The sequence below is a fragment of the Nocardioides daejeonensis genome (assembly GCF_003194585.1).
Classification (GTDB): Bacteria; Actinomycetota; Actinomycetes; order Propionibacteriales; family Nocardioidaceae; genus Nocardioides; species Nocardioides daejeonensis.
The window spans coordinates 307,364-332,178 of the sequence record NZ_QHKZ01000003.1 but is presented as its reverse complement, the minus strand read 5'-3'; the positions used below and the strand labels follow the sequence as shown (position 1 = coordinate 332,178).

Genomic DNA, 24,815 nt, shown 5'->3' with positions numbered 1-24,815 from the left:
CGCCCCGGTCACCCTCGGTGACCGGGGCGTTCTGCATCCGGCCGCTGCTCGCCTCGGTGACGTGGCCACGCCGCATCGTGGACGCCCAGAGACGCCCGCTGACCGCGGGCGTGCTTGACTTCGCACCATGTCCAGCCAGTTCCCGCGCTCCACCGCCCTCACCGCCGGCGTCGCCGGTCTCGTCGCCCTCGGGGCGCTGCTCGGCTGGGGCTACCTGGGCGACAAGGACGACGACACGCGTCCCGCGGCGGGCTCCTCCGCCGAGGCGCTCCCGGAGCTTCCCGGCGACTTCCAGGCGATCCCCGCCAAGGAGCTCTTCGCCACGGTCGCCTCCGCCCAGCGCGCTGCCGGTGGCTGGGAGGTCTCCTCCGTGGCCGAGATGGCCGGGGAGAAGACGCCGACCACGCTGCAGCAAGTGGCGATCACCGACAACGGGGCTGACTTCCGGATCGAGATGACGATCGACGGCACGCTGGTCGAGGGACTGTGGATCGACCAGGTCTTCTATCTCCAGGGCTTCAACCCGAAGAAGTGGGCGGAGAGCTGGTACCGGGTGCCCGACGACGAGGCTCAGCAGTCGCAGTTCGCCACGATGGTGGAGGCCAGCAGCGCCGCGAGCCTCACCGCTTTCGGAGAGCCCGCGACGTACGACGTGGTGGGCGTCGAGCAGGTGAGCGAGCTCGACGACGACGTGGTGGAGGCGGTCCACTACCGGGTCACGGTCGACCCGTCGTCGCTCTCCGGCCAGCAGGGTGCGGCCGCCGGTGAGGCGTTCACGATCGACCTGTGGGTCGATGCCGAGGACCGGCCCGTCCAGGTCGACAGCACGCTGAGCAGCGGCGGCCAGGACTACCGCACCACGCTCTTCTACTCCGACTACGGCAAGGATTTCGGCCTGGCCGCCCCGGCTCGCGGCGACGTCACCGAGCGGACCCCGCCGGCGATGCGACGCAGCGCCTCCTGACGGACCGTCGCGACGCCACCCCGCGATTTGGCACCGGCCCGACCGGGTCGGTAGTGTTCCGTGCTGTAACCAGAGACCGCCGGTCGCTGTGCCTCCCTCCGGGGCGGTACGCCGAAGGTCCCCTTGTAAGGGGCGGCCCGCGCAGGTGACAGAGCAGCTCTCCTCGAGAGATCACGCCCTGGCCCTGCGCCGGGGCGTTTCGCATTTCGACCAGGGATGCGGAGCCGTGGGGGTCTCGACGACGAAGTAGTTCGGAAGGAGACCCATGGCGCGGCCAGACAAGGCAGCAGCTGTGGCCGAGGTCGTTGACCAGTTCAACGCCTCTGCCGGTGCTGTGCTGACCGAGTACCGCGGTCTCACCGTTGCGGAGCTGCAGCAGCTGCGGCGCTCCCTCGGCGAGAACGCCAACTACGCCGTGGTCAAGAACACGCTCGCCCAGATCGCCGCCAAGGAGGCGGGGATCGAGGGCTTCGACGACCTGTTGGTCGGGCCGACCGCCATCGCGTTCATCAACGGTGACGTGGTCGAGGCCGCCAAGGGTCTGCGTGACTTTGCCAAGGCAAACCCCGCCCTTGTGATCAAGGGTGGTGTCCTGGACGGAAACCTCCTCGACGCGAACGAGATCGCCAAGCTGGCCGATCTCGAGTCGCGCGAGGTGCTGCTGGGCAAGCTCGCCGGCGCGATGCTGGCGTCGCTCTCCCAGGCCGTCTACCTGCTCAACGCCCCGCTCTCCCAGGCTGCCCGGCTCGCCGGCGCCCTGGAGGCCAAGGCGCAGCAGGACCCCTCGATCCTCGCAGGTGGTGCCGGTACTCCGGTCGACGCCGCCGAGGACGCCCCGGCCGAGGAGGCTGCCGAGCCGGCAGCCGAGACCGAAGCCGAGTCCACCGAGGCCTGATCGGGCCGACGTACCACCGCATATACCAGGCCCTTCGCCTGACCGACGAGGGCCACAAACGGAAGGAAGCGCCATCATGGCGAAGCTCAGCACTGACGAGCTGCTCGACGCGTTCAAGGAAATGACCCTGATCGAGCTCTCCGAGTTCGTGAAGCAGTTCGAGGAGACCTTCGGCGTGACCGCCGCGGCTCCGGTTGCCGTTGCCGCTGCTCCGGCCGCGGGTGGCGCCGGTGGCGACGCCGGTGCGGCCGAGGAGAAGGACTCGTTCGACGTCGTTCTCGAGGCCGCCGGTGAGAAGAAGATCAACGTCATCAAGGAGGTGCGCGCCCTGACCTCCCTCGGCCTGAAGGAGGCCAAGGAGCTTGTCGAGGGTGCCCCCAAGGCCATCCTCGAGGGCGTTGACAAGGCTGCCGCCGAGAAGGCCAAGGAGGCCCTCGAGGGCGCCGGAGCCACCGTCACCCTCAAGTGATCTCACGGCTCCGGAACTGCTCCGGAGCCACTGCGAAGGACAGTCTCTCCTCCGGGAGGGACTGTCCTTCGGCACATTTGCGAGGCCCCGATTTGGCGATGTGACTCAAACCTCAGGACAGGGGTGACCTGCACCGCAAAAGGCCGTAACCTCTGGCCCGACACAAGCGTTGTTACTGAGAAGTCGCCTGGGGCAGGCAGAGGCGTGTCCCGCTGGTCGACTCGGGTGTGAGCACGAGGAGAGGACGCCATGGGCGTTGAGATCAAGATCCAGGAGCTGACCAAGTCCTTTGGTAAGCAGCTGATCTGGGGTGATGTGACGCTGGATATCCCTGCCGGGGAGATCTGCGTGATGCTCGGCCCGTCGGGTACGGGCAAGTCGGTGCTCCTCAAGACTCTCATCGGTCTGCTCAAGCCCGACAAGGGCTCGGTCATCATCGAAGGCACCGACATCGCGTCGTGCTCCGAGAAGGATCTCTACGAGATCCGCAAGCTCTTCGGCGTCCTGTTCCAGGACGGGGCCATGTTCGGCTCGATGAACCTCTACGACAACGTCGCCTTCCCGCTGCGCGAGCACACGAAGAAGTCGGAGTCGGAGATCCGTGACATCGTCATGGAGAAGATGGACCTGGTGGGTCTGATCGGTGCGGAGACGAAGCTCCCCGGTGAGATCTCCGGTGGTATGCGCAAGCGGGCCGGCCTGGCCCGCGCGCTGGTGCTCGACCCCGAGATCGTGCTCTTCGACGAGCCGGACTCCGGTCTCGACCCGGTGCGTACGGCGTTCCTCAACCAGCTGATCGTCGACCTGAACGCTCAGATCGACGCCACGTTCCTGATCGTGACCCACGACATCAACACCGCGCGTACGGTTCCGGACAACATCGGTCTGCTGTACCACAAGCACCTGGCGATGTTCGGTCCCCGCGAGATGCTGCTGAGCTCGGAAGAGCCGGTGGTGCGCCAGTTCCTGAACGCCCAGCGGGTGGGGCCGATCGGCATGTCCGAGGAGAAGGACGCCGACGACCTGGCCGCCGAGGCAGACCAGGAACTGCCCCCGCTGCCGCCGATCCCGCTGCAGCTGGAGCCGTCCAACGGCATTCCGCGACGCAGCCAGCGGCCGCCGGGCGAGTGGTGCCGGCTCAACGGCATCACGCCTCCTCCGGGTTCCTTCGCGAGCGCCAACGCCGGCCTCACGCCGGGCGTCTGAGCCTGCCGGACAACGATGGCCATCACCTCAGCACGGGTCCTCCGCCCCGTCGGGACTGCAGGCAACCTGTTTGCCTTCGGTCTCGACGTCGGCCGGGGCCTCTTCCGGCGCCCCTTCCAGTTGCGGGAGTTCATCCAGCAGGCCTGGTTCATTGCGTCGGTGACGATCATTCCGACTGCACTCGTCGCCATCCCCTTCGGCGCGGTCATCGCGCTGCAGGTCGGTGGACTGATCAAGCAGTTCGGCGCCCAGTCCTTCACCGGATCCGCCTCGGTCCTGGCGGTGGTCCGGGAGGCCGGGCCGATCGCCACCTCGCTGTTGATCGCCGGCGCCGGCGGGTCGGCCATCGCGGCCGACCTGGGTGCGCGGAAGATCCGCGAGGAGCTCGACGCCATGATGGTGCTGGGCATCGACCCGATCCAGCGCCTGGTCGTGCCCCGGGTGCTGGCCTGCATGCTCGTCGCGGTCTTCCTCAACGGGTTGGTCTCGGTCGTCGGAGTCGCTGGTGGCTACGTCTTCAACGTCGTGCTGCAAGACGGCACACCAGGGGCCTATTTATCGAGCTTCACAGCCTTAGCCCAACTGGCCGACCTCTGGCAGGGCATGATCAAGGCGCTCGTCTTCGGCCTCATTGCCGCGATCGTGGCGTGCTACAAGGGCATGAACGCCGGCGGGGGCCCGAAGGGCGTCGGTGACGCGGTGAACGAGTCGGTCGTCATCACCTTCATGCTTCTGTTCGTCGTCAACTTCGTCATGAGCGCGATCTACTTCCAGCTCGTGCCGCCGAAGACAGGGTGACGCCGATGTCAGGCATGCGTTCGGTCATCGACCGACCCGTCAAGCTCCTCGACACGATGGGGGAGCAGCTCGCCTTCTATCTCCGCGCGCTCGCGTGGACGCCGCGTACCGTGCGCCGCTACAAGAAGGAGGTGCTGCGGATCCTGGCCGAGGTGACCCTCGGCTCCGGCTCCCTGGCCGTCATCGGCGGCACCGTCGGCGTCATCACCGCGATGTGCTTCTTCACCGGCACCGAGGTGGGCCTGCAGGGCTACGCAGCTCTCAACCAGATCGGCACCGCGGCCTTCTCCGGCTTCGTCTCCGCCTACTTCAACACCCGGGAGATCGCGCCCCTGGTCGCCGGCATCGCGCTGGCGGCCACCGTCGGGTGCGGCTTCACGGCACAGCTGGGTGCCATGCGCATCTCCGAGGAGATCGACGCCCTCGAGGTGATGGCGATCCCGTCACTGCCGTTCCTCGTCACCACCCGCATCATCGGTGGCCTGATCGCGGTCATCCCGCTCTACGTCGTCGGCCTGCTCTCGTCCTACTTCGCCACCCGACTCACGGTGACGATGTTCTTCGGCCAGAGCTCCGGCACCTACGACCACTACTTCCAGCAGTTCCTGCCGCCCGGCGACGTGCTGTGGTCCTTCGGCAAGGTGCTGGTCTTCGCGGTCACCGTGATCCTGATCCACTGCTACCACGGCTACAACGCCAGCGGCGGGCCTGCCGGCGTCGGCGTGGCCGTAGGCCGGGCCGTGCGTACCTCGATCGTCGCCATCAATGTCGTCGATCTCTTCCTGTCGATGGCGATCTGGGGCACCACGACCACCGTCAGATTGGCGGGTTGAGGCATGAACCGCATCCTGGGCAGCCACAAGCTGATCGGCCTGGTCTTCCTGGCTCTCATCGCCTCCGGAATCTGGCTTACCGGCGCCATCTTCACCAAGAAGTTCACCGCCTACGACAAGGTCACCCTCGAGACCTCCACCATCGGTCTCTCGCTGCCCGCACGGGCGGACGTCAAGATCCGTGGCGTCCAGGTCGGCGAGGTGCTGGATTCGAAGGTCGTCAGCGACGGCACCGGCGCCGAGCTGGTGCTCGGCATCTACCCCGACAAGATCGGGATCATCCCGCGCAACGTCACGGCGCGGATCGAGCCCAAGACGCTCTTCGGTGAGAAGTACGTCGCCCTGCAGGTCCCGGACCAGCCCGAGTCGCGCTCGATCAAGGCGGGCGACCGGATCACCCAGACGGTGGTGGCCACCGAGGTGGAGGAGGCGCTCAACGACCTCTACCCGCTGCTCCGCACCGTGCAGCCGGCCGACCTCAGCCACACCTTGAGCGCCGTGGCGACCGCACTCTCCGGCCGGGGCGAGGCCGTGGGCCGCAGCCTCGAGACCCTCGACGGCTATCTGCGCAAGATGAACCCGCAGCTCCCGCAGCTGATCGAGGACATCAAGCTGACCAGCAAGGTGGCTGGCGTCTACGAGGAGGTCATGCCCGAGCTGGCCGACATCCTGCGGGGCACGGTCACCACCGGCAACACGCTGCTGGAGCGCGAGAAGGACGTGAACAAGCTCTTCACCGACGTCGCCCGCTTCTCCGATGTGACCGGGGCCTTCCTGGCCAAGAACGAGACCAATCTGGTCCGCGTCGGTGAGCTGAGCGCCCAGCAGCTCCGGGTTCTCGGGAAGTACGCTCCGCAGTTCCCCTGCCTGGTCAGCGGCGTCGTCAATGCCGGCAAGGCGCAGGCGGAGGCATTCCGCGGATTCGTCCTGCACATCAACCTCGAGGTGATCCCGAACCAGCCCCGGGCCTACGACCAGGGTGACCGCCCCGTGCTGCGCGAGAAGCGCGGTCCGCATTGCGGCGCGCTGCCGAACCCGCCCTACACGCAGGCGAACCCGTTCCGCGACATTCCGAACTTCGACGACGGGGTCAACCGTCCGACCGGCAAGGGGACCATGCGCACCGTGCCCGGCTTCGAGATGAGCAGCGAGGCAGGCTCGGCCGACGAGGCCGACCTGGCGCGCGGCCTGCTCGCCGCTCAGCTCGGCCAGAGCTCCGGCGAGGTCTCCGACCTCGGCGTCCTGCTCTTCGCCCCGATGCTGCGCGGCACGGAGGTGACGTTGCGATGAGCCACCTCCCCCCCTCCGCTGCACTCCTCGGTCGCACGTTCGATCGGGGGCCTCGATGAGCATCCTCGACAAGAAGACCAGTCTCGACCTCGTCAAGCTCGTCGTCTTCATGGTGATCACGGCGATCTTCACGAGTGCGCTGGTGCTGGTGATCGGCAACATCACCGGTGGCTCGGCACGGGAGTTCCGCGCCGACTTCGTGGACGCGACCGGTGTGGTGAAGGGCGACGACGTCCGGATCGCCGGTGTGAAGGTCGGCACCGTCAAGGACGTCGAGATCGTCGACCGCACGCGGGCCAGGGTGACCTTCAGCGTCGCCGACGAAGCGCGCGTCACCGAGGGCACCCAGGTGGCGATCCGCTACCGCAACCTCGTCGGCCAGCGCTACCTGTCGCTCAGCGAGTCCGGGGAGAGCGCCGACAAGCAGGCGACCAACAAGGTCATCCCGGTCGACCGGACCTCGCCGGCGCTCGACCTGACGGTGCTCTTCAACGGCTTCAAGCCGCTCTTCCAGGCGCTCTCGCCCCAGGACCTCGACCAGCTCTCCTACGAGATCATCCAGGTGTTCCAGAACGAGGGCGGCACCGTCGAGGGGCTGTTGGGCCACACCGCCGAGATCACCCAGACGCTCTCGGAGCGGGACGCCGTCATCGGCGACCTGATCCTCAACCTCAACGAGGTCCTGGTGACGGTCGGTGACCGCGACGACCAGCTCAGCGGGCTGATCGTGAACCTCCGCGACCTGGTCAGCGGTCTGGTGGACGACAAGGACGCGATCCTCGACTCGCTCGACGACATCTCCGCCCTGGCCGTGCAGACCGCCGACCTCGCGAAGGGTGTCCGCGCGCCGTTGGTCAACGACGTGAAGGCGCTGCGCCAGGTCGCCGGCAATCTGGCACGCAACCGGGCCGAGATCGATCGCGCCCTTCAGGTCCTTCCCATCAAGCTGACGAAGATCGGCCGCACCGCGACGTACGGCTCCTACTTCAACTTCTTCCTGTGCTCCTTCACCGGGCAGGTGAAGGTCGGGCCGCTGCCCCCGCTGGCCGTGACCTACCCGCCGACGGAGAGCCTGACTCCGAAGAGGTGTTTCCTGAAGTGAGCAAGCCATTCCGTGAGCGCAACCCGGTCGTGATCGGGGCGATCAGCCTGGCCGTGATCGTCGCGGCCGTGCTGATGGCGTTCCGCGCCGACGACCTGCCCCTGATCGGTGGCGGCGACACCTACTACGCCTCCTTCAGCGAGGCCGGCGGCCTCAAGGCCAACGACGAGGTCCGGATCGCCGGCGTGCGCGTCGGCAAGGTCAAGAAGGTCGAGCTCGACGGCGACCACGTCAAGGTCACCTTCAAGATCGACGAGGGGGCCGAGTTCGGGCCCGACTCCCGCGCCGAGATCAAGGTGAAGACGATCCTCGGCGCGATGTTCCTCGCGATCGAGCCGATCGGCTCCGGCCAGATGAAGCAGGGCTCGACGATCCCGGTCGCCCGGACGAGCTCGCCGTACGACGTCGTCGACGCCTTCACCGGCCTCGCCGAGCGGTCGGGCGAGATCAACACCGATCAGCTGGCGAAGTCCTTCCGGACGCTCTCCGCGCTGGCCGAGAACACGCCGGAGGAGTTCCAGGCGGCGCTCAAGGGAGTCTCCTCCCTCTCCCGCAACCTGGCTGCACGAGACGAGCAGATCAACACGCTGCTGCAGAACCTGCGCAAGGTCTCCGGTGTGCTCGGCGACCGCGACGACGACATCATCACGTTGATGAAGCAGGCCGACGTGCTCTTCAAGGCGCTCACCGGACGGCGTGAGGCGATCCACAACCTGTTGGTCTCCACGACCACGATGTCGCAGGAGCTGCAGGCGCTGGTGCGGGACACGAAGGCCGATCTGAAGCCGGCTCTCACCGAGCTCGACACGGTGGTCAAGGTGCTGTTGAAGAACCAGGACAACCTCGACGAGTCGTTGCGCACGATGGCGCCGTTCTACCGCCTGTTTGCGAGCACGCTCGGCAACGGACCGTGGTTCGACACCTGGATCACCAACATTCCGCCTCCGCCACAGCTGGGAGGGGGACGCTGACATGAAGAGGCTCATCATTCCCGGGATCATCGTGGTGCTGCTCGCCGTGGCCGCCTTCACGATGTTCCGCAGCGAGGACCGCAAGTACCTCACCGCCAGCTTCGACCGCACCGTGGCGGTCTACGAGGGCTCGGAGGTCCGGATCCTCGGCGTCCGAGTGGGCGAGGTGGAGTCGGTCGAGCCGGCCGGCACCTCGGTCAAGGTCAAGCTCTGGTACGACGCCGACATCAACCTGCCCGCCGATGCTCAGGCCGTGATCGTGACCCCGAACGTGGTGGGGGACCGGTTCGTCCAGCTCACCCCGGTCTACACGGGCGGCGACACGCTCCCTGACAACGCCACCCTGACGATGGAGGACACCTCCTCGCCGCTCGAGCTCGACGAGATCTACGAGAGCATCGACACCCTGGTCGTGGCGCTGGGACCGGACGGCGCCAACAGCGAGGGCGCGCTCTCCGAGCTGCTCCAGGTCGGTGCCGACAACCTCGAGGGTCAGGGCGAGGAGATCAACCGCACCCTGAAGGACCTCGGTCGCTTCACCGGCACGCTGGAGAACAACAAGGAGGAGCTCTTCGGAGCCGCAGAGGAGCTGCAACGCTTCATCTCGACACTGGCCGACAACGATCAGCTGGTGCGCGACTTCAACCACTCGATCGCCTCGGTCTCCGAGATGCTCGCCGGCGAGCGCCAGGAACTGGCCGCCTCGCTCCAGAACCTCGGGGGCGCTCTCGGGTCCGTCCGTGACTTCGTCAAGGACAACGAGGAGCTGCTGGGCAAGAACATCCGTGGCCTCGACAAGGTGGCGAAGGTGCTGGTGAAGCGCCGTGCGGAGCTCGACGAGATCCTCACCGCGGGCCCGGTGGCGCTCAACAACCTCGCGCTCACCTACAACCCGCAGGCCGGAACCCTCGACGTCTCGGCCAACCTGGAGAACGCCGGGCACGTGCTGGCGACCAACCCCTCACTCTTCCTGTGCTCGGTGGTCGGCACCGCCGACCCGACCGGGGTGGTCTGCAACCTGCTCGACGCACTGCTCGGCAAGAAGCGTGCCGCGACGTCGGCGGACGAGCCCGTCGAGCCCACGCTCGCGGCAGCGATGGGAGTGGCGCGATGAAGCTCCGGGGAATCTCACGCGCCGGCCTGGCCGCCGCGACCGCACTGCTGGTCTCCTCCTGCGGCTTCTCGATCTACGACATGCCGCTGCCCGGCGGTACTGACACCGGCGCCGACCCCATCGAGGTCACGGTGACGTTCCCGGACGTGCTGGACCTGGTGCCGCAGTCGACCGTCAAGGTCAACGACGTCAGCGTCGGCAAGGTGAAGAAGGTCGAGCTCGTCGACAACCAGGCGAAGGTCACGCTGGAGGTCCGCAAGGACGTCAACCTGCCCGCCAACGCCGAGGCCTCGATCCGCCAGACCAGCCTGCTCGGTGAGAAATTCGTCTCGCTCAGCGCTCCGTCCGACCCCTCGCCGGAGCGTCTCAAGGACCACAGCCAGATCGCGGTCGAGCGGACCAACCGCAACCCCGAGGTCGAAGAGGTCCTGGGTGCCCTGAGCCTGGTGCTCAACGGCGGTGGCGTCGACCAGCTGAAGACGATCACCACGGAGCTCAACAAGGCGTTCGACGGACGTGAGGGTGCCGCCAAGTCGGTGCTCACCCAGCTGCAGACCTTCATGGGCGAGCTGGACGACAACAAGGACGCCATCGTCACCGCCATCGAGCGGCTCAACGCTCTCTCCATCAGCGCCAACGAGCAGAAGGACGCCATCACGTCCGCGCTTGACGAGCTGCCGGCCGCGCTGACCTCGATCGACCAGCAGCGCGGCGACCTGGTGAAGATGCTCAAGGCGCTCAACAAGCTGGGCGACGTGGGCACCCGGGTGATCAAGGCGTCGAAGACCGCCACGATCGATGCGCTCTCGGAGCTGCAGCCGGTGCTCTTCAGCCTTGCCAAGACCGGTGACGACTTCGCCAAGTCCTTCCACGTGCTGCTCACCTACCCCTTCGTCGACGAAGCCGTCGGCCGAGACCCGCAGCAGGCACGCAACCTGCACATGGGTGACTTCGTGAACCTGGCGATCAAGCTCGACGTGCGGCTGCTGGGGGAGAAGGGCGAGGGTGGCCTGCCGGAGATCCTTCCCAACGTCAACAGCCCGGCCGACCTGCTCACCTACTGCAAGGACGGCAAGAACCAGCAGAACCTGATCTGTGCCCTCCTGAGTGGCGGCGGGTTGTTGCCCAAGCCACGGCGTACCGCGGAGACCGACGCTACTCAGACCGGCCTGAACCGGAGCGCGCCCGGCACGATCAGCGTGCCGCTCTCGGAGCTCATGAAGGACAACGACCCGGCCCTGGTCGGTCTGCTGCTGCGGGGGGTGGCCCAGTGATCACACGCCGTACCAAGATCCAGCTGGTGATCTTCGTGGTCATCACGCTCCTCGGCGTCTCTTTCGTGGGGGCCAAGTACGCCCGCCTCGACCGGCTCTTCTTCGATGACAGCTACACGGTCGTCGCGCACTTCCCCGACTCCGGTGGCATCTTCGAGGGTGCCGAGGTCAGCTACCGCGGCACCACCGTGGGGCGTGTCGGCGAGATGAAGCTGACCGATCAGGGCGTCGACGTCCATCTCGACATCGACAACAAGTGGGACCGGATCCCGGCCGACACGCTTGCGGTCGTCGCCAACCGGTCCGCGGTCGGTGAGCAATATGTCGACATCCAGCCGCAGGCGAACGAGGGTCCGTACCTGAAGGACCGCTCGCAGATCGCGCAGGAGAACACCCAGACGCCGATCCCGACCTCCAAGCTGATCGCCGACGTCGCGACCACGGTCGGCGGCGTCGATCGGGACGCGCTGCGCACTGTCGTGCACGAGCTCGGCACGGCGTTCCAGGACACCGGCGAGGACCTGGGGCAGATCATCGACACGACGACCTCGTTCATCGAGACGGCGAACGCCAACTTCGACCTCACCACGGCGCTGATCCGCTCGAGCAACACGGTGCTCACCTCGCAGGTCGACCTGGCCGGCTCGATCCGCAGCTTCGCTCGCGACCTCAGCCTCTTCAGCACCACGCTGGCCGGCTCGGACGCCGACCTGCGCACGGTGATCGACAACGGGTCGGCGGCTGCCAACACCCTGCGTCGGTTCATCGAGGAGAACGACGTCGCGATCACCTCGCTGCTCAACAACGTGCGGACCACCAGTGAGGTCGTCGTGGCGAACCTCGACGGCCTCGAGCACCTTCTGGTCGTCTACCCGTACGCCGTCGAGGGCGGCTTCACGGTGGCCGCCAAGGACCCCGACACGGGTCTGTACGACGCGCACTTCGGCCTCGTCCTGACTCCCCACCAGTTGTGCCGCAGCAACTACCAGGCCACCGACCAGCGCAACCCCAACAACGGTGAGTGGCGTGACCTGCCGACCCAGGTGGGCTGTCGTGAGCCGGCGAACAAGTCCAACGCGCGGGGTGCTCAGAACGTGCTCAAGCGCGCGCCCGTCGTCGCTACCTGGGACCCGGAGACCGACGACCTGGTCTGGTCGACCGGCGTGGACGGTCAGGCCGACATGGCGGGAACGGGTAGCCTGACCGCTCCCGGCGCTACCCCCAGCCTCTCCTGGCTGCTGCTGCGCAACGCTGCCTCATCGACGGAGTGATCGTGTCTGGAACCGATGGCGAGACCGGCCCCCGGTCCCGCGTGGCGAGGAGCGCCCTCGCGGCGGTCCTGACGCTGCTGCTGGTCGCCTCCTTCGTATGGCTGATCCTGGGCTTGCGGTCGGACGATGACTCCGGCGAGGGTGGCGCCGACGATCGGGCTGCCGCGATGCTGGCTGCTCGGAGCTACGTCGAGGCAGCCTCGAACTTCGGTCCCTCGGACCTCGACGAGCAGAAGCTGCTCACGGCCTACCGGGACCGGGTGACGCCGCTGATCTCGACCTCCTATCGCGAGGAGTTCGACAAGCAGGTCGACAACGTCACCCCGCTCGCGGTCCAGGGCTTCGCCACGACCACGACGGTCGATCGGGTGGGTGTTGTGGAGATCTCGGCGGACCGCGCGACGGTCCTCGTCGGCGGTGAGACGGCCCGAGCCATCCAGAACAAGACCGAGCAGCCCCAGGGCTACACGCTCGAGCTGACCTTGGTGAAGGTCGGCGGCAACTGGCTCATCGACCAGACCCCCTGCAACGTCGCCCAGAACCCGGAGTGCACCACCGCGCCGGCTCCCAGCGCGACCGAGACGCCCACGGGCCAGCCCGAGCCCGACGAGCAGCCCACGACGAAGAAGTCATCGAAGGGCGAAGAGAAGGACCAGCGTCGATGAGCGCCAGTTGGTACGACGTCCTGGGGGTCGCTCCCGAGGCGAGCGAGGAAGAGATCCGCGCGGCCTGGCGCGAGGCGACGGCAGACCTGGAACCTACCGACCGGCGCTTCGACCTCTACAACCAGGCCGCCAAGGTCCTCCTCGACACCCAGGCGCGCGCCGCCTACGACCGCGAGCAAGACGCCCCGGTGGTCGAGCCTGTCGAGACCGAGTCGGCTGCGGTGGTCGAGCCTGTCGAGACCGGGGCGACTTCGGTGGTCGAGCCTGTCGAGACGGAGTCGGCGCCCCACGCGCGTGGCGGCGTACCCACGTGGCTGCTGGCAGCGCTCGCCCTGGCCGTCCTGCTGGTCGGCGGCTTCGCCGGCTACGTGCAGACCCGCGACACGGACGCTGACACGCCGAGCAACGAGGCGGCGGTGCGCGAGGCGAAGTCGGTCCTGGAGCAGAGCTTCGGCAACGTGCTCACCTACCGGTGGGACGACCTGGAGACCGCGCACCAGCGGGCGGTAGCGGTGCTGACGCCGCAGTACCGTTGCGAGTTCGACAAGGTCTGGGCCGTGGTGCTGGAGAAGGCGGAGCAGGTCAAGGCTGTGGTGCGCACCGACGTGCTGCGCAGCGGCGTGACAGCCGTCAGCGACGACGGCGATCGTGTGCAGCTGGTCGCGGTCATCCGCAACCAGGCCAGCAACGCGGGCGGCGACCAGGGCGTCGGCACGTTGATGCTCGGCGTCACGATGGTGCACCGGGACGGTACCTGGCTGATCGACGACGTCGATGGTCTCGAAGGTGGGGACGAGGCGGCTGCGGGCGACCCGTGTGGCTCGGCCGCGCCCTCGGAGAGCCCGTCCGAGTAGGAGGCTGCGACCGCCCCGCGCGGCGTGACCTCCGGCGCCGCGCCGGACGGCTGCTTGACCTGATCGTGTCGGAGAGTCATGCTTTCGGGCAGTGGCACACGAGGCGTCAGGCCGGACCGTATCGCGCCTTGCGTGGACCCCTTGTGGCGGTGTAAGGTCGATCCTTGCGCCTGCCCTCAAATGCTTCCTGCCTGTCCGGTGGCCGGTTTGTGGTGGGCTGGCGCCTCCCAGAGCGAACCTCCTCTAAGGACAACTCTTGGCCGCGCGCGCAGAAGCCAGCAACAACCCCCGTCGGATCTCCTTCGCGAAGATCACCGAGCCCCTCGAAATCCCGCGCCTCCTCGCCCTCCAGACCGACAGCTTCGACTGGCTGATCGGCAACGAGCGTTGGCAGCAGGACGTCGAGCGTCGGCTCGAAGCTGGTGAGGATGTCTCCCGCAAGTCGGGCCTCACCGAGATCTTCGAAGAGATCTCGCCGATCGAGGACTTCTCCGAGACGATGTCGCTCTCGTTCGAGAACCCTCTCTTCTACGACCCGAAGTACACCGTGGACGAGTGCAAGGAGAAGGACTTCACCTACTCCGCGCCCCTCTACGTCTCCGCCGAGTTCACCAACAACGACACCGGCGAGATCAAGGGCCAGACGGTCTTCATGGGCGAGTTCCCGCTGATGACCGACAAGGGCACCTTCGTGATCAACGGCACCGAGCGTGTCGTCGTCTCCCAGCTGGTCCGCTCCCCGGGCGTCTACTTCGAGCGCACCGCCGACAAGACCTCCGACAAGGACATCTACACCTCCAAGGTGATCCCGTCGCGGGGTGCCTGGCTGGAGTTCGAGATCGACAAGCGCGACATGGTCGGCGTTCGTCTCGACCGCAAGCGCAAGCAGAACGTCACCGTGCTGCTCAAGGCCCTGGTCGCCGTCGCCGAGGAGATCGGCGAGGAGTACGACTACGAGGCGACGATGGAGGAGCTGCGTCAGTACGAGTCGATCCAGCTCACCCTCGAGAAGGACAACACGCAGGGTCCCGACGACGCTCTGCTCGACATCTACCGCAAGCTTCGCCCGGGTGAGCCGCCGACGCGCGAGGCCGCGCTGACCCTGCTGAAGAACTACTACTTCAACGGCAAGCGCTACGACCTGGCCAAGGTCGGTCGCTACAAGATCAACAAGAAGCTCGGCCAGCACGAGGCCTTCGACCACCAGACGCTGACCATCGCCGACGTGGTGGCCACCATCCGCTACGTCGTCCGCCTGCACAACGGCGACGACGTGATGGTCGACGGTCAGGGCAACGAGCTCGTCGACGCCGACGGCAAGCCGCTCGAGGTGCGCGCCGACGACATCGACCACTTCGGCAACCGTCGCATGCGCACCGTGGGCGAGCTGATCCAGAACCAGCTCCGCACCGGTCTGGCACGCATGGAGCGGGTGGTCCGCGAGCGGATGACGACCCAGGACGTCGAGGCGATCACGCCGCAGTCGCTGATCAACATCCGCCCGGTCGTCGCGGCGCTGAAGGAGTTCTTCGGGACCTCGCAGCTGTCGCAGTTCATGGACCAGACCAACCCGATCGCCGGGTTGACCCACAAGCGCCGCCTCTCGGCGCTCGGCCCGGGTGGTCTCTCTCGTGACCGCGCCGGCATGGAGGTCCGTGACGTCCACACCTCGCACTACGGCCGCATGTGCCCGATCGAGACGCCGGAAGGCCCCAACATCGGTCTGATCGGCTCGCTCGCCTCCTACGGGCGGATCAACCCGTTCGGTTTCGTGGAGACGCCGTACCGGAAGGTCGTCGACGGCCAGGTCACCGACCAGATCGACTACCTGACTGCCGACGACGAGGACAAGTACGTCATCGCGCAGGCCAACGCCAAGCTCGACGCCGCCGGTCGCTTCGCCGAGGAGCGGGTGCTGGTCCGCCAGCGCCAGGGCGAGGTCTCCGAGATCCTGGCCGCCGAGGTGGACTACATGGACGTCTCGCCGCGCCAGATGGTGTCGGTCGCGACCGCCCTCATTCCGTTCCTCGAGCATGACGACGCCAACCGTGCCCTCATGGGTGCCAACATGCAGCGCCAGGCCGTGCCGCTGATCCGCAGCGACTCGCCGCTGGTCGGCACCGGCATGGAGCTGCGCGCCGCGGTCGACGCGGGCGATGTGGTCACCGCTGACCAGGCGGGTGTGGTCAAGTCGGTCTCCGCCGACCTGATCGAGACCATGAACGACGACGGCACCTACTCGTCGTACCGGCTGGCCAAGTTCCGCCGCTCCAACCAGGGCACCTGCATCAACCAGCGTCCGCTGGTGACCGAGGGTGACCGGGTCGAGGTCGGCAGCCCGATCGCTGACGGTCCCTGCACCGACGACGCGGAGATGGCGCTCGGCGCCAACCTGCTCGTCGCGTTCATGCCGTGGCAGGGTCACAACTACGAGGACGCCATCATCCTCAGCCAGCGTCTCGTCCAGGAGGACATGCTCACCTCGATCCACATCGAGGAGCACGAGGTCGACGCTCGCGACACCAAGCTGGGCCCCGAGGAGATCACCCGGGACATCCCGAACGTCTCCGACGAGAACCTGGCCGACCTCGACGAGCGCGGCATCATCCGGATCGGCGCCGAGGTCACCACCGGCGACATCCTCGTCGGCAAGGTGACGCCGAAGGGCGAGACCGAGCTGACCCCGGAGGAGCGGCTGCTCCGCGCCATCTTCGGTGAGAAGGCGCGCGAGGTCCGCGACACCTCCATGAAGGTGCCCCACGGTGAGTCCGGCACGGTCATCGGCGTTCGCGTCTTCGATCGTGAGGAGGGCGACGAGCTGCCCCCGGGCGTCAACCAGCTGGTGCGGGTCTACGTCGCCCAGAAGCGCAAGATCTCCGTCGGTGACAAGCTGGCCGGCCGCCACGGCAACAAGGGCGTCATCGCCAAGATCCTGCCGATCGAGGACATGCCCTTCATGGAGGACGGCACGCCCGTCGACGTCGTGCTCAACCCGCTGGGTGTGCCGCGTCGTATGAACATCGGCCAGATCCTCGAGCTCCACCTCGGCTGGTTGGCCAAGCAGGGCTGGGACCTCAACCTCACCGACAACGAGGGGGAGTGGAAGCAGCGCCTGATCGACATCCACGCCGACAAGGCCACCGCCAACACGAAGGTCGCCACGCCGGTCTTCGACGGTGCGCGTGAGGACGAGATCACCGGTCTGCTGAGCGCGACCCTGCCCAACCGTGACGGTGAGCGGATGGTCAAGGAGAACGGCAAGGCGAGCCTGTTCGACGGGCGTACCGGCGAGCCGTTCCCGGACCCGGTCGCGGTGGGCTACATGTACATCCTCAAGCTCCACCACCTGGTCGACGACAAGATCCACGCACGCAGCACCGGCCCCTACTCGATGATCACGCAGCAGCCGCTGGGCGGTAAGGCCCAGTTCGGTGGCCAGCGGTTCGGTGAGATGGAGGTCTGGGCGATGGAGGCGTACGGCGCCGCCTACGCCCTGCAGGAGCTGCTCACGATCAAGTCCGACGACGTTCCCGGCCGGGTCAAGGTCTACGAGGCGATCGTCAAGGGCGAGAACATCCCCGACTCCGGCATCCCCGAGTCGTTCAAGGTCCTCGTCAAGGAGATGCAGTCGCTCTGCCTCAACGTCGAGGTGCTGTCGCAGGACGGCTCCACGATCGAGATGCGCGACGCGGAGGAGGACGTCTTCCGTGCCGCCGAGGAGCTCGGCATCGACCTGTCCCGTCGCGAGCCCAGCTCGGTCGAAGAAGTCTGATGATCTCGACAGGCTCGATCACCGCCGCGGCGGTCGTCACCGCTCCGGTGGCTTCGGTGGTCGAGCTTGTCGAGACCCAGTCCACACAAATCTTTCATTCCAGAACTAACGAAGGACAGCAGCCAACGTGCTCGACGTGAACTTCTTCGACCAGCTTCGGATCGGCCTGGCCACTGCGGACGACATCCGCACGTGGAGCCACGGCGAGGTCAAGAAGCCGGAAACCATCAACTACCGCACGCTCAAGCCCGAGCGTGACGGCCTCTTCTGCGAGAAGATCTTCGGTCCCACCCGGGACTGGGAGTGCTACTGCGGCAAGTACAAGCGCGTGCGCTTCAAGGGCATCATCTGTGAGCGTTGCGGCGTCGAGGTGACCCGCTCCAAGGTCCGCCGTGAGCGGATGGGCCACATCGAGCTGGCCGCCCCGGTCACCCACATCTGGTACTTCAAGGGTGTCCCGAGCCGGCTCGGCTACCTGCTCGACCTGGCGCCGAAGGACCTTGAGAAGGTCATCTACTTCGCGGCCTACATGATCACCTCGGTCGATGAGGACGCCCGGCACCGCGACCTGACCCAGCTCGAGGGCAAGATCGACCTGGAGCGCAAGCGGCTCGAGGGCCGTCGCGACTCCGCGATCGAGGACCGCGCCCGCAAGCTGGAGGAGGACCTTGCCACTCTCGAGGCCGAGGGTGCCAAGGCGGACGCCCGGCGCAAGGTCAAGGACGGCGCCGAGCGCGAGATGGCGCAGCTGCGTAAGCGCTCCGACGCCGAGCTCGCCCGCCTCGAGGAGGTCTGGGACACCTTCAAGAGCCTGAAGGTCCAGGACCTCATGGGCGACGAGATGCTCTACCGCGAGATGCAGGCCTGGTTCGGCAAGTACTTCGAGGGCCACATGGGCGCCACGGCGATCCAGAAGCGCCTGCAGACGTTCGACATCGAGGCCGAGGTGGAGTCGCTGCGCGAGACCATCGCCACCGGCAAGGGCCAGCGCAAGGTCCGTGCCCTCAAGCGTCTCAAGGTGGTCGACGCCTTCCGCAAGACCGGCAACAGCCCGCTGGGCATGGTGTTGGACGCCGTCCCGGTGATCCCGCCGGACCTGCGGCCGATGGTCCAGCTCGACGGTGGCCGCTTCGCCACCTCCGACCTGAACGACCTCTACCGTCGCGTGATCAACCGGAACAACCGCCTCAAGCGGCTGCTCGATCTCGGCGCGCCGGAGATCATCGTCAACAACGAGAAGCGGATGCTCCAGGAGGCCGTCGACTCGCTCTTCGACAACGGCCGTCGTGGTCGCCCCGTCACCGGCCCGGGCAACCGGCCGCTGAAGTCGCTCTCCGACATGCTCAAGGGCAAGCAGGGTCGCTTCCGTCAGAACCTGCTCGGCAAGCGCGTGGACTACTCGGGTCGTTCGGTGATCGTCTCCGGCCCGACGCTGAAGCTGCACCAGTGCGGTCTGCCCAAGCAGATGGCCCTGGAGCTCTTCAAGCCGTTCGTGATGAAGCGCCTGGTCGACCTGTCGCACGCGCAGAACATCAAGTCCGCCAAGCGGATGGTGGAGCGCGGCGTCCGGGCCGAGGTCTGGGACGTGCTCGAAGAGGTCATCACCGAGCACCCGGTGCTGCTCAACCGTGCACCCACGCTGCACCGACTCGGCATCCAGGCGTTCGAGCCGCAGCTCATCGAGGGCAAGGCCATCCAGCTGCACCCGCTCGTCTGTGGCGCGTTCAACGCCGACTTCGACGGTGACCAGATGGCCGTCCACCTGCCGCTGTCGGCCGAGGCTCAGGCCGAGGCCCGGATCCTGATGCTGTCGACCAACAACATCTTGAAGCCGTCCGACGGCCGGCCGGTCACCATGCCGAGCCAGGACATGATCATCGGTCTGTTCTTCCTCACCACCGACCGTGAGGGCGAGCCGGGCGAGGGCCGTGCCTTCGCGTCCCAGGCCGAGGCGATCATGGCCTTCGACCGGGGCGAGATCTCGCTGCAGAGCCGGATCAAGCTGCGGATCGACGGCGAGACGGTGGAGACCACGCTGGGTCGCACGTACTTCAACGACACCCTTCCCGCCGACTACCGCTTCGTGAACTACGAGGTCGGCAAGAAGCAGCTGGGTGCCATCGTCAACGACCTGGCCGAGCGCTACTCCAAGGTCGAGGTCGCGGCGTCGCTGGACGCGTTGAAGGACACCGGCTTCCACTGGGCCACCCGCTCGGGTGTCACCGTCTCCATCGACGATGTGACCACCCCGGCGTCGAAGGCCGACATCCTGTCGGGCTTCGAGGAGCAGGCGGCGAAGGTCCAGAAGCAGTTCGAGCGCGGTCTGGTCACCGACGAGGAGCGCCGTCAGGAGCTCATCGAGATCTGGACCCAGGCGGCTGCCGAGGTCGGCAAGGCCATGGAGACCAACTTCGACAAGGCCAACCCGATCTACATGATGGTCGACTCGGGTGCGTCCGGAAACATGAACCAGATCCGTCAGGTCGCGGCCATGCGTGGTCTGGTGGCGAACCCCAAGGGCGAGATCATCCCGCGGCCGATCAAGTCGAACTTCCGGGAGGGCCTGACCGTCCTGGAGTACTTCATCGCCACGCACGGTGCCCGCAAGGGTCTGGCCGACACCGCGCTGCGTACCGCCGACTCGGGCTACCTGACCCGTCGTCTGGTGGACGTCTCGCAGGACGTCATCATCCGTGAGGACGACTGTGGCACCGAGCGTGGTCTGCCCAAGGTGATCGGCGTGGCCGGTCCCGACGGCGTGGTGCGCAAGGACGAGAACGCCGAGACCGCCGCCTACGCGCGCACCTCGGCCGTCGACGTGGCCCACCCGACGTCCGGCGAGGTCCTCGTCGGCGCCGGTGAGGACCTCGGCGACGTCAAGATCGCCGAGCTCATCGAGGCCGGCGTGACCGAGGTCAAGGTGCGCTCCGTGCTCACCTGCGAGGCCAGCACCGGGACCTGTGCCAAGTGCTACGGCCGCTCGCTGGCCACCGGCAAGCTGGTCGACATCGGTGAGGCCGTCGGCATCATCGCCGCCCAGTCGATCGGTGAGCCCGGCACGCAGCTGACCATGCGTACCTTCCACACCGGTGGCGTGGCCTCCGCCGACGACATCACGCAGGGTCTGCCCCGCGTGGTGGAGCTCTTCGAGGCCCGGACCCCCAAGGGTCTGGCCCCGATCTCGGAGGCGGCCGGTCGTGTGGAGATCGAGGAGGGTGACAAGGCCCGCAAGGTCCTGGTCACCCCCGACGACGGCTCCGAGGTCGTGGAGTACCCGGTCAGCCGGCGTTCGCGTCTGCTGGTCCAGGACGGTGACCACGTGGAGGTCGGTGACAAGTTCACCCAGGGCACGGAGGACCCCAAGGAGGTCCTGCGGATCCTCGGTGTGCGTCGCGCCCAGCAGCACCTGGTGGACGAGGTCCAGGCGGTGTACCGCAGCCAGGGTGTGTCGATCCACGACAAGCACATCGAGATCATCGTGCGGCAGATGCTGCGCCGGATCACGGTGATCGAGTCGGGCGACACCAACCTGCTGCCCTCCGACCTGGTCGACCGGACCCGCTTCGAGCAGGAGAACAAGCGGGTGCTGGCCGAGGGCGGCAAGCCGGCCTCGGGTCGTCCGGAGCTCATGGGTATCACCAAGGCATCGCTGGCCACCGAGTCGTGGCTCTCGGCGGCCTCCTTCCAGGAGACCACCCGGGTGCTCACGGACGCCGCGATCAACGGCCGCAGCGACTCGCTGCTCGGTCTGAAGGAGAACGTGATCATCGGAAAGCTGATCCCGGCGGGTACCGGCCTCGAGCGGTACCGCAACATCCGGGTGGAGCCGACCGAGGAGGCCCGTGCCGCGGCGTACTCGGTCACCGGCTACGACTCCTACGACTACGGGTTCGGAGGCACCGGCCAGGCCGTCGCCCTCGACGACTTCGACTTCGGCACCTACCAGAACTGAGGTAGCCCGGTCGGACTCACGGCCCCGACCTCCCCACGGGGAGGCCGGGGCCGCTCCCATCTCCAGGAGCGACCCGGTGCGGGCGGGGGCGCCTGGGTCGTCCCTAACAGATTCGTGGTCAGAACGCGATCTGACCACGAATCTGTTAGGGACGATCGGGTTCTGTTAGGGGCGGGCGGTGCGGCGGCGCTTGCGGAGCTGAGCGACGGGGTCGACGAGCCAGACGAGGCGTGAGGCGACCGGGGGAGAGGCCAGGACCGTGGAGACGGCGATGGCGCCGGCGAGGGTCAGCCAGAGCACCCAGTCACCCTGCGCCTGGGCCCATTCGGGGAAGCCGAGTCGCCAGGCGGCACGGATGACGAACCCGTGGAAGAGGTAGACGACGAGCGTGGCCGATCCGAGGGCGGTGAACCAGTGCCGTCCACGCGGCACCAGGCTGAAGACCGCGAGCGCAGCCGCGAAGCCCACTGCCATCACGCCCAGACGGAGCAGCATGCCGGTGGTGTCGTCGACGTAGACGCCGTCAGCGCGGAGCGATGAATAGGGGAAGGAGTACCAGAGCCAGCGGGTGCTGATCCAGTCGTCGGTGCGCGCGGCCAGCTGCCACGCCCCCACCAGTACGACGGCACCCGCGAGAGCTGCCCACCTCGACTTGAGCATGGCGAGGTGCTCCGGCCGGACCAAGAGGCCGAACGTGAAGAAGGGGAGCAGCCCGACGACTCGGGACAGGTCGAACCACTCGGTCCAGTCCGCGGTGATCGTGCCGAACCAGAGGCTTGCGGCGACACTCACCGGGAACATCAGCCAGTGCCGACCCAGGATCGGGCTCGCCAGGCGCCACAGGATGGTGGCGACGAGGTACCACATCGGCCAGCCCGGATTGATCAGGTAGGGACCAGCGACGGTGACGTCGTTCCAGTGGTAGTTGGCCTGGCGCATGACGGTCTCGAAGACCAGGTAGGGGAGCAGCAGGCCCGTGGCCAGTGCGCTGAGGTGGCGCCGCGACCAGGTGAAGCTCCGTGAGAAGTAGCCCGTGACCAGCACGAACGCTGGAATGTGCCACGCGTAGATGAAGTCGTAGAGCTGCGCGTCGAGAGCCGTGTCGAGATGGGCCAGCGGCAGCGCGTGCCCCATGACGACGAAGGTCACCAGCACGTACTTGACGTTGTCCAACCACGGATCCCGCACCGGAGCACGCTAACGGATGGCGTCGTCCGTCCCGGCAGCCGTCTCCGCCGCGGGCGCGTCTTCGGCCCCGTTTCCCGCCCCGTCTCCCGAGGGTGCGGTGGCCCGGCGGCGTCGCCACGACCCGACGGGATCCACTGCCCAGATCAGCCAGCGGGAGACCCACGGGTTGGTCAGCAGCACGGTGAGCGCGAGAGCGGAGCCGGCGGCGGTCCAGAGCGCGGCGGTCGGGTGCTCCGGAGCCCAGTCGAAGATCTCCGCGGTCTGTGCCCACCGCACGACGAAGCCGTGTCCGAGGTAGCCGACCAGCGACGCCGCGCCCAGGTTCGTGAACCACGTCGCGCGCCGCGGCACGAGGGAGAGCGCGGCGAGTGCGCCGGCGATGCTCATCCCCAGGAGTCGGAGTCGGATCTCGTACGACTCCACCCGGTCGAAGCCGAGGACGTCGTAGCTGCGGTCCCACCACAGGAAGGCGATCCGGGCCCAATCGCCGATGTCGGCGGCGCTGTGCCACAGCCAGAGCATCACACCGACGGCGGGGATGCGCACCCACCAGGAGGTCAGATAGGTCAGCCAGCTCTTCCGGGCGTGGAGGCCGATCACGAAGAACGGCAGCATCGCGAAGGCCTTGGGAATGTCGAAGAGGGTCCGCTCCCAGGTTCCCGCCCAGAGACTCAGCGGGACGGAGAGCGGGATCACCAGCCAGTGCTTGCGCAGCAGCGGGGTGGCCAGCCGCCACATGGCGAGGACGACCAGGTACCACATGCTCCAGTGCGGCTCGAGCCAGAGCGCCCCGGTCTGTGGCTGGTCCAGGTGCTGGCGCCAGTAGTACATCGCCGCGTCGAAGATGAGATAGGGCAGCAGCAGGGTCGTCGCCAGGGCGAGGAGATGGGTGCGATCCCAGCGGAAGCTCTTGGAGAGATAGCCCGAGATCAGGACGAACGCCGGCATGTGCCAGAAGTAGACGAAGGTGTAGGTCTGGATGTTGCGCTCGTCGACCAGCGCCAGCCCCAGAGTGTGGCCGAAGACGACGAACGCGATCAGCGCGAACTTCGCGTTGTCCAACCATGGATCCCTCGCCATGTCGCTCCACGGTAGCCGCCGCCTGGTTGTCCCGCGGGGTTGCTGTCGCTTCACAAGCGTCGGGAGGCCGTCTCTCGACAGCAGCACCGCTCCGCGGGAGCCGGCTGGCCACCCCGCCCCTACCCAACCTCTAGGATCGGTGCGTGGCACGGGTACCGAAGCGGCAGCGGGTGGCGGCGTACGCCGTGATCCTGCGGGATGCGGAGATCCTGCTCTCGCGCTTGGCGCCCCGGATCTCCCGCTCACCGCTGTGGACCCTGCCGGGCGGCGGCCTCGACCACGGCGAGGACCCGCGGGCCGCGGTGCTGCGCGAGATCGTGGAGGAGACCGGGCTCGACGCCCACATCGGCGACGTCGCTCGCGTCTACTCGATGCACAACCCGAAGGCAGGCCCGGCCGAACCGGGGCGCGGAGGCCGCTCGGACTACCACGCGCTGCGCATCGTGTACGAGGGTTGGGTGGCGCCCAACGCGCCGGAGCCGCGCGTGATCGAGGTCGACGGTTCCACGGTCGAGGCCGCGTGGCACCCGCTTGCCGAGGTCCTTGCCGGCAAGGTCCCGGTCACCAGCCTGGTCACCGAGGCGCTCGCCGACCACGTGAAGCACCGACTGCAGCGCGTCGCCGCCTATGCACTGGTACGCCGCGACGATCGTGTCCTGCTCACCCGGATCTCGGCTCTGGGCCACCACAGCGGGAGCTGGACGCTGCCGGGCGGCGGCGTCGAGCACGGGGAGTCGCCGGCCGGCGCGCTGGAGCGGGAGCTGCAGGAGGAGTGCGGGGTGCGCGGTGTCGTGGGGCAGTTGCTCACGGTGCACGACGTCCACTTCGAGGGCACCGCCCCCAGCGGACGTCTCGAGGACTTCCACGGCATCCATCTCGTCTATGCGGTCGACCTTCCGGCCACCGCCGAGCCGCGGGTGGTGGAGCAGGAGGGTACGACCGACGAGGTCGCCTGGGTGCCGGTCGCCGACATCGAGACGGGCCGGATCCCGGTGCTCGACGTGGTCCGGCACGCGCTCGCGGCGCCGGTAGTCTGAGCTGCATGAATCCCCGCCACCGCCGCCTGATCATCCCGCTGGCGCTGATCGCCCTGCTCGTGATCGTCGTCGTGGCCGCG

At 67.4% G+C, this 24,815-nt stretch carries 19 protein-coding genes; 17 read left to right on the top strand and 2 right to left on the bottom strand.

Annotation, left to right across the window (positions count from 1 at the left end):
* Positions 1 to 127: 127 nt before the first annotated feature.
* The 16 genes from DNK54_RS09660 (at position 128) to DNK54_RS09585 (ending at position 21,430) form a co-directional block, all read left to right on the top strand.
* On the top strand, positions 128 to 964 hold the full coding sequence (locus tag DNK54_RS09660; protein ID WP_110206752.1) for a hypothetical protein: 837 nt from the start codon (positions 128 to 130) through the stop codon (positions 962 to 964).
* Between the two features lie 265 nt (positions 965 to 1,229).
* A complete protein-coding gene (rplJ, locus tag DNK54_RS09655; protein WP_110206751.1) occupies positions 1,230 to 1,859 on the top strand; it encodes a 50S ribosomal protein L10 in 630 nt (209 codons plus the stop codon).
* Positions 1,860 to 1,935: 76 nt separating this feature from the next.
* Positions 1,936 to 2,328: a 50S ribosomal protein L7/L12 gene (gene rplL, locus DNK54_RS09650; RefSeq protein ID WP_110206750.1), complete on the top strand. Its 393-nt coding sequence runs from the start codon at positions 1,936 to 1,938 to the stop codon at positions 2,326 to 2,328.
* A 249-nt stretch (positions 2,329 to 2,577) separates the two neighbouring features.
* Positions 2,578 to 3,534 carry an ABC transporter ATP-binding protein gene (locus tag DNK54_RS09645; protein ID WP_110206749.1) on the top strand — a complete coding sequence of 319 codons (957 nt, stop codon included), beginning with the start codon at positions 2,578 to 2,580 and terminating at the stop codon, positions 3,532 to 3,534.
* 15 nt (positions 3,535 to 3,549) lie between these two features.
* Positions 3,550 to 4,332 (top strand): MlaE family ABC transporter permease, encoded by a 783-nt coding sequence (locus tag DNK54_RS09640; protein WP_110206748.1) that lies wholly within the window; start codon positions 3,550 to 3,552, stop codon positions 4,330 to 4,332.
* A gap of 5 nt (positions 4,333 to 4,337) precedes the next feature.
* Positions 4,338 to 5,165, top strand: a complete 828-nt coding sequence (locus DNK54_RS09635) for an MlaE family ABC transporter permease (RefSeq protein ID WP_110206747.1) — start codon at positions 4,338 to 4,340, stop codon at positions 5,163 to 5,165.
* Between the two features lie 3 nt (positions 5,166 to 5,168).
* Entirely contained in the window at positions 5,169 to 6,455 is a 1,287-nt protein-coding gene (locus DNK54_RS09630; protein WP_110206746.1) for an MCE family protein, read from the top strand.
* Positions 6,456 to 6,510: 55 nt separating this feature from the next.
* Positions 6,511 to 7,557, top strand: coding sequence for an MCE family protein (locus tag DNK54_RS09625; protein ID WP_110206745.1), 1,047 nt, complete (start codon positions 6,511 to 6,513; stop codon positions 7,555 to 7,557).
* The gene (locus tag DNK54_RS09620; RefSeq protein ID WP_239460015.1) at positions 7,554 to 8,528 is read left to right on the top strand and encodes an MCE family protein; all 975 of its coding nucleotides are present in this window, start codon (positions 7,554 to 7,556) and stop codon (positions 8,526 to 8,528) included. Before DNK54_RS09625 ends, DNK54_RS09620 begins: the two co-directional genes overlap by 4 nt.
* 1 nt (position 8,529) lies before the next feature.
* Positions 8,530 to 9,642: an MCE family protein gene (locus tag DNK54_RS09615; RefSeq protein WP_110206744.1), complete on the top strand. Its 1,113-nt coding sequence runs from the start codon at positions 8,530 to 8,532 to the stop codon at positions 9,640 to 9,642.
* Positions 9,639 to 10,916, top strand: coding sequence for an MCE family protein (locus tag DNK54_RS09610; RefSeq protein WP_110206743.1), 1,278 nt, complete (start codon positions 9,639 to 9,641; stop codon positions 10,914 to 10,916). Before DNK54_RS09615 ends, DNK54_RS09610 begins: the two co-directional genes overlap by 4 nt.
* Positions 10,913 to 12,187 carry an MCE family protein gene (locus DNK54_RS09605; RefSeq protein ID WP_110206742.1) on the top strand — a complete coding sequence of 425 codons (1,275 nt, stop codon included), beginning with the start codon at positions 10,913 to 10,915 and terminating at the stop codon, positions 12,185 to 12,187. The genes DNK54_RS09610 and DNK54_RS09605 overlap by 4 nt, the downstream gene beginning before the upstream one ends.
* Before the next feature lie 2 nt (positions 12,188 to 12,189).
* A complete protein-coding gene (locus DNK54_RS09600; RefSeq protein ID WP_110206741.1) occupies positions 12,190 to 12,852 on the top strand; it encodes a hypothetical protein in 663 nt (220 codons plus the stop codon).
* Positions 12,849 to 13,706 carry a J domain-containing protein gene (locus DNK54_RS09595; protein ID WP_110206740.1) on the top strand — a complete coding sequence of 286 codons (858 nt, stop codon included), beginning with the start codon at positions 12,849 to 12,851 and terminating at the stop codon, positions 13,704 to 13,706. The genes DNK54_RS09600 and DNK54_RS09595 overlap by 4 nt, the downstream gene beginning before the upstream one ends.
* A 256-nt stretch (positions 13,707 to 13,962) precedes the next feature.
* Positions 13,963 to 17,478 carry a DNA-directed RNA polymerase subunit beta gene (rpoB, locus tag DNK54_RS09590; RefSeq protein WP_110206739.1) on the top strand — a complete coding sequence of 1,172 codons (3,516 nt, stop codon included), beginning with the start codon at positions 13,963 to 13,965 and terminating at the stop codon, positions 17,476 to 17,478.
* 127 nt (positions 17,479 to 17,605) lie between these two features.
* Entirely contained in the window at positions 17,606 to 21,430 is a 3,825-nt protein-coding gene (locus tag DNK54_RS09585) for a DNA-directed RNA polymerase subunit beta' (RefSeq protein WP_110206738.1), read from the top strand.
* A 165-nt stretch (positions 21,431 to 21,595) separates the two neighbouring features.
* On the opposite strand, the gene DNK54_RS09580 is transcribed toward DNK54_RS09585, so the two are convergent.
* Both DNK54_RS09580 and DNK54_RS09575 read right to left on the bottom strand, forming a co-directional pair.
* Positions 21,596 to 22,618 (bottom strand): acyltransferase family protein, encoded by a 1,023-nt coding sequence (locus DNK54_RS09580; RefSeq protein ID WP_110206737.1) that lies wholly within the window; start codon positions 22,616 to 22,618, stop codon positions 21,596 to 21,598.
* 9 nt (positions 22,619 to 22,627) lie between these two features.
* On the bottom strand, positions 22,628 to 23,698 hold the full coding sequence (locus DNK54_RS09575; protein ID WP_110206736.1) for an acyltransferase family protein: 1,071 nt from the start codon (positions 23,696 to 23,698) through the stop codon (positions 22,628 to 22,630).
* Positions 23,699 to 23,841: 143 nt separating this feature from the next.
* Between DNK54_RS09575 and DNK54_RS09570 the strand changes: the two genes are divergently transcribed.
* Positions 23,842 to 24,735, top strand: coding sequence for an NUDIX hydrolase (locus DNK54_RS09570; protein WP_110206735.1), 894 nt, complete (start codon positions 23,842 to 23,844; stop codon positions 24,733 to 24,735).
* Positions 24,736 to 24,815: the final 80 nt, after the last annotated feature.

Bases quoted from the DNA above. Each gene is read 5' to 3' on its own strand.
- DNK54_RS09660 (WP_110206752.1), top strand. From the start codon at position 128: ATGTCCAGCCAGTTCCCGCGCTCCACCGCCCTCACCGCCGGCGTCGCC.
- rplJ (WP_110206751.1), top strand. From the start codon at position 1,230: ATGGCGCGGCCAGACAAGGCAGCAGCTGTGGCCGAGGTCGTTGACCAG.
- rplL (WP_110206750.1), top strand. From the start codon at position 1,936: ATGGCGAAGCTCAGCACTGACGAGCTGCTCGACGCGTTCAAGGAAATG.
- DNK54_RS09645 (WP_110206749.1), top strand. From the start codon at position 2,578: ATGGGCGTTGAGATCAAGATCCAGGAGCTGACCAAGTCCTTTGGTAAG.
- DNK54_RS09640 (WP_110206748.1), top strand. From the start codon at position 3,550: ATGGCCATCACCTCAGCACGGGTCCTCCGCCCCGTCGGGACTGCAGGC.
- DNK54_RS09635 (WP_110206747.1), top strand. From the start codon at position 4,338: ATGTCAGGCATGCGTTCGGTCATCGACCGACCCGTCAAGCTCCTCGAC.
- DNK54_RS09630 (WP_110206746.1), top strand. From the start codon at position 5,169: ATGAACCGCATCCTGGGCAGCCACAAGCTGATCGGCCTGGTCTTCCTG.
- DNK54_RS09625 (WP_110206745.1), top strand. From the start codon at position 6,511: ATGAGCATCCTCGACAAGAAGACCAGTCTCGACCTCGTCAAGCTCGTC.
- DNK54_RS09615 (WP_110206744.1), top strand. From the start codon at position 8,530: ATGAAGAGGCTCATCATTCCCGGGATCATCGTGGTGCTGCTCGCCGTG.
- DNK54_RS09610 (WP_110206743.1), top strand. From the start codon at position 9,639: ATGAAGCTCCGGGGAATCTCACGCGCCGGCCTGGCCGCCGCGACCGCA.
- DNK54_RS09595 (WP_110206740.1), top strand. From the start codon at position 12,849: ATGAGCGCCAGTTGGTACGACGTCCTGGGGGTCGCTCCCGAGGCGAGC.
- DNK54_RS09575 (WP_110206736.1), bottom strand. From the start codon at position 23,698: ATGGCGAGGGATCCATGGTTGGACAACGCGAAGTTCGCGCTGATCGCG.